The organism is Streptomyces sp. NPDC060205 (assembly GCF_042728395.1).
Lineage (GTDB): Bacteria > Actinomycetota > Actinomycetes > Streptomycetales > Streptomycetaceae > Streptomyces.
This window is the reverse complement of record NZ_JBHWZP010000507.1, coordinates 1-4822: the sequence shown is the minus strand read 5'-3', so window position 1 is coordinate 4822 and position 4822 is coordinate 1. Positions and strand designations below refer to the sequence as shown.

General features: G+C 70.1%; 5 protein-coding genes. All 5 read left to right on the top strand.

Annotation, left to right across the window (positions count from 1 at the left end; translation table 11 throughout):
- Positions 1 to 101 precede the first annotated feature (101 nt).
- The 5 genes from ACFWGJ_RS41995 (at position 102) to ACFWGJ_RS41975 (ending at position 4778) form a co-directional block, all read left to right on the top strand.
- A complete protein-coding gene (locus ACFWGJ_RS41995) occupies positions 102 to 1487 on the top strand; it encodes an NADP-dependent succinic semialdehyde dehydrogenase (RefSeq protein ID WP_387334222.1) in 1386 nt (461 codons plus the stop codon).
- Between the two features lie 25 nt (positions 1488 to 1512).
- Positions 1513 to 1752 carry a DUF6213 family protein gene (locus ACFWGJ_RS41990; RefSeq protein WP_107018811.1) on the top strand — a complete coding sequence of 80 codons (240 nt, stop codon included), beginning with the start codon at positions 1513 to 1515 and terminating at the stop codon, positions 1750 to 1752.
- Positions 1753 to 1958: 206 nt separating this feature from the next.
- Entirely contained in the window at positions 1959 to 3023 is a 1065-nt protein-coding gene (locus tag ACFWGJ_RS41985; RefSeq protein WP_387334221.1) for a type III polyketide synthase, read from the top strand.
- Position 3024: 1 nt separating this feature from the next.
- The gene (locus tag ACFWGJ_RS41980) at positions 3025 to 4251 is read left to right on the top strand and encodes a cytochrome P450 (protein WP_387334220.1); all 1227 of its coding nucleotides are present in this window, start codon (positions 3025 to 3027) and stop codon (positions 4249 to 4251) included.
- Positions 4248 to 4778, top strand: a complete 531-nt coding sequence (locus tag ACFWGJ_RS41975) for a cupin domain-containing protein (protein WP_387334218.1) — start codon at positions 4248 to 4250, stop codon at positions 4776 to 4778. The genes ACFWGJ_RS41980 and ACFWGJ_RS41975 overlap by 4 nt, the downstream gene beginning before the upstream one ends.
- Positions 4779 to 4822: the final 44 nt, after the last annotated feature.

Below are 4822 nucleotides of genomic sequence, written 5' to 3'. Positions count from 1 at the left end.
GCGCTGACGAGAGGGGCACGCGCCCCGACAGGGGCGCGGGGAACTGCGCGACCAGCCACAAGGGGCCCGCACCCGACATACGACTTCAGGAGGCCAGCACGATGCCCATCGCAACCGTGAACCCGGCAACAGGCGAAACCCTCAAAACCTACGACGCCCTCGGCGAGGGCGAGATCGAACACCGCCTGGCGACCGCGGAAGCCGCGTTCAAAACGCACCGCACCACCTCGTTCGAGGAGCGCGCCCGGCTGATGCGCCGCGCGGCGGACCTCCTGGAGGCCGACGCACCGGACATCGGCCGGACGATGACCACCGAGATGGGCAAGCCGGTCAAGCAGGCCCGCGCCGAAGCGGCGAAGTGCGCGAAGGCGATGCGCTGGTACGCCGACCACGCCGAGGAACTCCTCGCCGACGAGGAGGGCGCGAAGAACGACGCGGAGGACTCCGGCGCCTCTCGCGTCCTCGTGCGCTACCGCCCGCTGGGCCCGGTCCTCGCCGTCATGCCGTGGAACTTCCCGCTCTGGCAGGTGATCCGCTTCGCCGCGCCCGCGCTGATGGCGGGCAACGTCGGGCTGCTCAAGCACGCCTCGAACGTCCCGCAGACCGCCCTCTACCTGGAGGACCTGTTCCGCCGGGCGGGCTTCGCGGAGGGCTGTTTCCAGACGCTGCTCGTCGGTTCGGGCGCCATCGAGGACATCCTGCGCGACCCGCGGATCAAGGCGGCCACGCTGACCGGCAGCGAACCGGCGGGCCGCGCGGTCGCCTCCGTCGCCGGGGACGAGGTCAAGAAGACCGTCCTGGAACTGGGCGGCAGCGACCCGTACGTGGTGATGCCGTCGGCGGACATCGACAAGGCGGCGAAGACGGCGGTGACGGCCCGGGTGCAGAACAACGGCCAGTCCTGCATCGCCGCCAAGCGGTTCATCGTCCACACGGACGTCTTCGACGCCTTCGCCGAACGCTTCACCGAGGCCATGAAGGCCCTCACGGTCGGCGACCCGCTGGACGAGGCCTCGGACGTCGGCCCGATCGCCACCGAGCAGGGCCGTGACGACCTGACGGAACTCGTCGACGACGCCGTCGAGGGCGGCGCGACCGTGCTGTGCGGCGGTGAGCGGCCCGACGGGGACGGCTGGTACTACACGCCGACCGTCCTCGCCGACATCACGCCCGAGATGCGTATCCACCACGAGGAGGCGTTCGGCCCGGTCGCCACGCTCTACCGCGCCGCCGACCTCGACGAGGCGATCACCATCGCCAACGACACGCCGTTCGGGCTGAGTTCCAACGTCTGGACCCGCGACGACGCCGAGACCGACCGTTTCGTGCGGGATCTGGAGGCCGGCGGGGTCTTCTTCAACGGGATGACCGCGTCCCATCCGGCGTTCCCGTTCGGCGGGGTCAAGCGGTCCGGCTACGGACGTGAGCTGTCGGGCCACGGAATCCGAGAGTTCTGCAACATCACCACCGTATGGCACGGAGCGTGAGCCTTCCGCGGCTACGATCCCCCGTGTGAACCGCGAAGTGACCCTGCCTCTGATCGTCGACGACCGCGGGACCCTGCAGGTGGCTGCCGCCGATGTGAGCAAGCTGCTGCGCACGATGGGTGGGCGGTGGCTGCATCTCGTCGAGGCCGGGGAGGACGGGCTCGACGAGGACACGGTTGCCGCGCTGACCATCGAGCTGGCGAAGCTTGCTGATCGGATCGATGTGGCGTGCATTGCGCACAGCAGTGGGGGCGCCTCCGGCTGAGGGGGCGTGTTCGAGGTCGTCTGTGCACTGCGGGTGCGTGGGGGCTGGGCGCGCAGTTCCCCGCGCCCCTTACGGGGCCCAGGGAGGGCTTGTCCCCGGTCTGGAGTAGTCCGGCGCGATAAACGGGACTTCTCGGGTGATCGTGGTGGGACCACCCTTCCGTCCGGGAGAGGGAGTTCCCGGCGGGCGAGAGAAGGCGCAGGCACATGGCGACTTTGTGCAGACCCGCGGTCTCTGTTCCGGAATACGTGATCACGATGGAGGAGACGCTTGAGCTGGCGCGCTCCCGCCACCCCGATCACCCCCAACTGCCGCTCGCGCTGCGGCTGATCGAGAACACCGGTGTACGCACCCGGCACATCGTGCAGCCCATCGAGGAGACCCTGAAGCACCCCGGCTTCGAGGAACGCAACAAGGTGTACACGGCCGAGGCGAAGGCCCGTGTGCCGGCCGTCGTCCAGCGCGCGCTCGACGACGCGGAGGTCCTGGCCACCGACATCGACGTGATCATCTACGTCTCGTGCACGGGCTTCATGATGCCGTCGATGACGGCCTGGCTGATCAACGCCATGGGGTTCAGCAGCGACACCCGCCAGATACCCATAGCGCAGCTCGGCTGCGCCGCCGGGGGCGCCGCGATCAACCGGGCGCACGACTTCTGCACGGCGTACCCCGAGTCCAACGCGCTCATCGTGGCCTGCGAGTTCTGCTCGCTGTGCTACCAGCCGACCGACCTCGGTGTCGGCTCGCTGCTGTGCAACGGTCTGTTCGGCGACGGGATCGCCGCCGCGGTGGTCCGCGGACAGGGCGGCGAGGGCATCGCGCTGGAGCGCAACGGCTCGTACCTGATCCCCAAGACCGAGGACTGGATCATGTACGACGTGCGGGCCACCGGCTTCCACTTCCTGCTGGACAAGCGGGTGCCGGCCACCATGGAGCCGCTCGCCCCCGCCCTGCACAACCTGGCGGGGCTGCACGGCTGGGACGCCTCCGACCTGGACTTCTACATCATCCACGCCGGGGGTCCGCGGATCCTCGACGACCTCAGCAAGTTCCTCCAAGTGGCACCGGAGGCCTTCCGGTTCAGCCGGGCGACGCTCACCGAGTACGGGAACATCGCCAGCGCCGTCGTCCTGGACGCACTGCGCAGGCTGTTCGACGAGGGGGGCTCCCATCACAAGGCGCGCGGACTGCTCGCCGGCTTCGGGCCGGGGATCACGGCCGAGATGGCGCTGGGCCGCTGGCACCGTACGAGCGAAATGACGGCGTGACATGACCTCTGACCTGACCCTGAACCAAGAGACCGCGGCAGCGCCCCCGGTACGGCACTGGCCCGCCCTGGACCTGACCGGGGTCGACTTCGACCCCGTCCTGTCCGAGCTGATGCGCGAGGGCCCCATCAACCGCATCCAGCTGCCCAACGGCGAGGGCTGGGCCTGGCTGGTCACGCGCTACGACGACGTACGGCTGGTGACGAACGACCCGCGGTTCAGCCGGGCGAAGGTGCTCGGCCGGCAGGTCACCCGGCTGGCTCCGCACTTCATCCCGGCGCCGGGCGCGATGAGCTTCGTCGACAAGCCCGACCACGCCCGGCTGCGCAGGGCGGTGAACGCGGCCTTCACGTCACGGGGTGTCGAGCGCCTGCGGGCGAACGCCCAGCAGACCCTCGACACCATGGTCGACGACATGCTCCGGGACGGTCCCCCGGCCGATCTCATCGACCGGGTGCTGTCGCCGTTCCCGATCACCGTCATCTGCGAGCTGATGGGGGTCCCGGCCGAGGACCGGCACACCCTGCACACCTGGACGCAGTCGATCCTCTCCTCCAGCCAGGGTGCCGAGGCCAGTGAACGGGCCAAGCGGGACATGGAGGTGTACTTCGCCAAGCTGATCGCCGAGCGCCGCGGCGCCACCGGTGAGGACGTCACCTCGCTGCTCGGCGCGGCGGTCGGCCGGGGCGACATCACCGAGGAGGAGGCGGTGGCGCTCGCGGGTCCGATCCAGATCGGCGGCGAGGCCGTCACCAACAACACCGGGCAGATGCTGTACATCCTCATGACCAGGCCGGCGCTGTTCGACCGGCTGCGCGACGAGCCGGCGCTGCGCCCGCAGGCCCTCGACGAACTGCTGCGGTACATCCCGCACCGCAACGCCGTCGGGCTCTCCCGGATCGCCACGGAGGACGTCGTCCTGCACGGCGTACGGATCAGGAAGGACGACCCGATCTACGTGTCCTACCTGGCCGCCAACCGGGACCCGGACGTCTTCCCCGACCCCGACCGGATCGACTTCGACCGCGCCGCCAACCCGCATGTGGCGTTCGGGCACGGTCCGCACTACTGCGTGGGCGGCATGCTCGCCCGGCTGGAGTCGGAGCTGATGGTGAACACGCTCCTCGACCGGATTCCGACGCTGCGGCTGTCCGTCTCGGCGGACGAGGTGCCGTGGCGGCGCGGCGCGCTGATCCGCGGGCCCGAGGCCCTGCCCGTCACCTGGTGACCGCGCTCACGCCGCCCGAGGGTCTGCTGGTGCCACCGGGGCACGGCCGTACGGTACGCACACCGGCCCAGCACGTGACGTTCAAGGTGACCGGTACGCACTCCCGGGCGGCGTCCAGCTTCGAGGTGGTCGTACCGCCCGGCTTCGACGTCGGCGCGCACGTCCACGCGCGCAGCGAGGAGCTGTTCTACGTCCTCGAAGGCGAGCTGGACGTGCTCGCCTTCGAGCCGCTGGTCCGGACGCGGGACAACTGGCAGCGCTGGGAGTCGGGTTCGGGCAACCGGGTGGTGCGGGCGACGCCGGGGACGGTGATCGTCGTGCCGCCCGGGTGTCCGCACGCCTTCGCGAACCCGACGGACAGCCCGGCGAAGATGTTCTTCCAGGCGTCGCCGCCACCGGATCACGAACGGTACTTCGATGAGCTTCTGCGGATCCTCGACGCGGGGGGTTCGCCGGACGTGGCGGCGATCGAGGAGCTGCGGTCGCGGTACGACATCGAGCAGCTGACGCCGTTGCGCCACGGGTAGCGTCCGCCAGCCGGCACGAGCGGGCCGGTGGGGGCTCGTCGCGC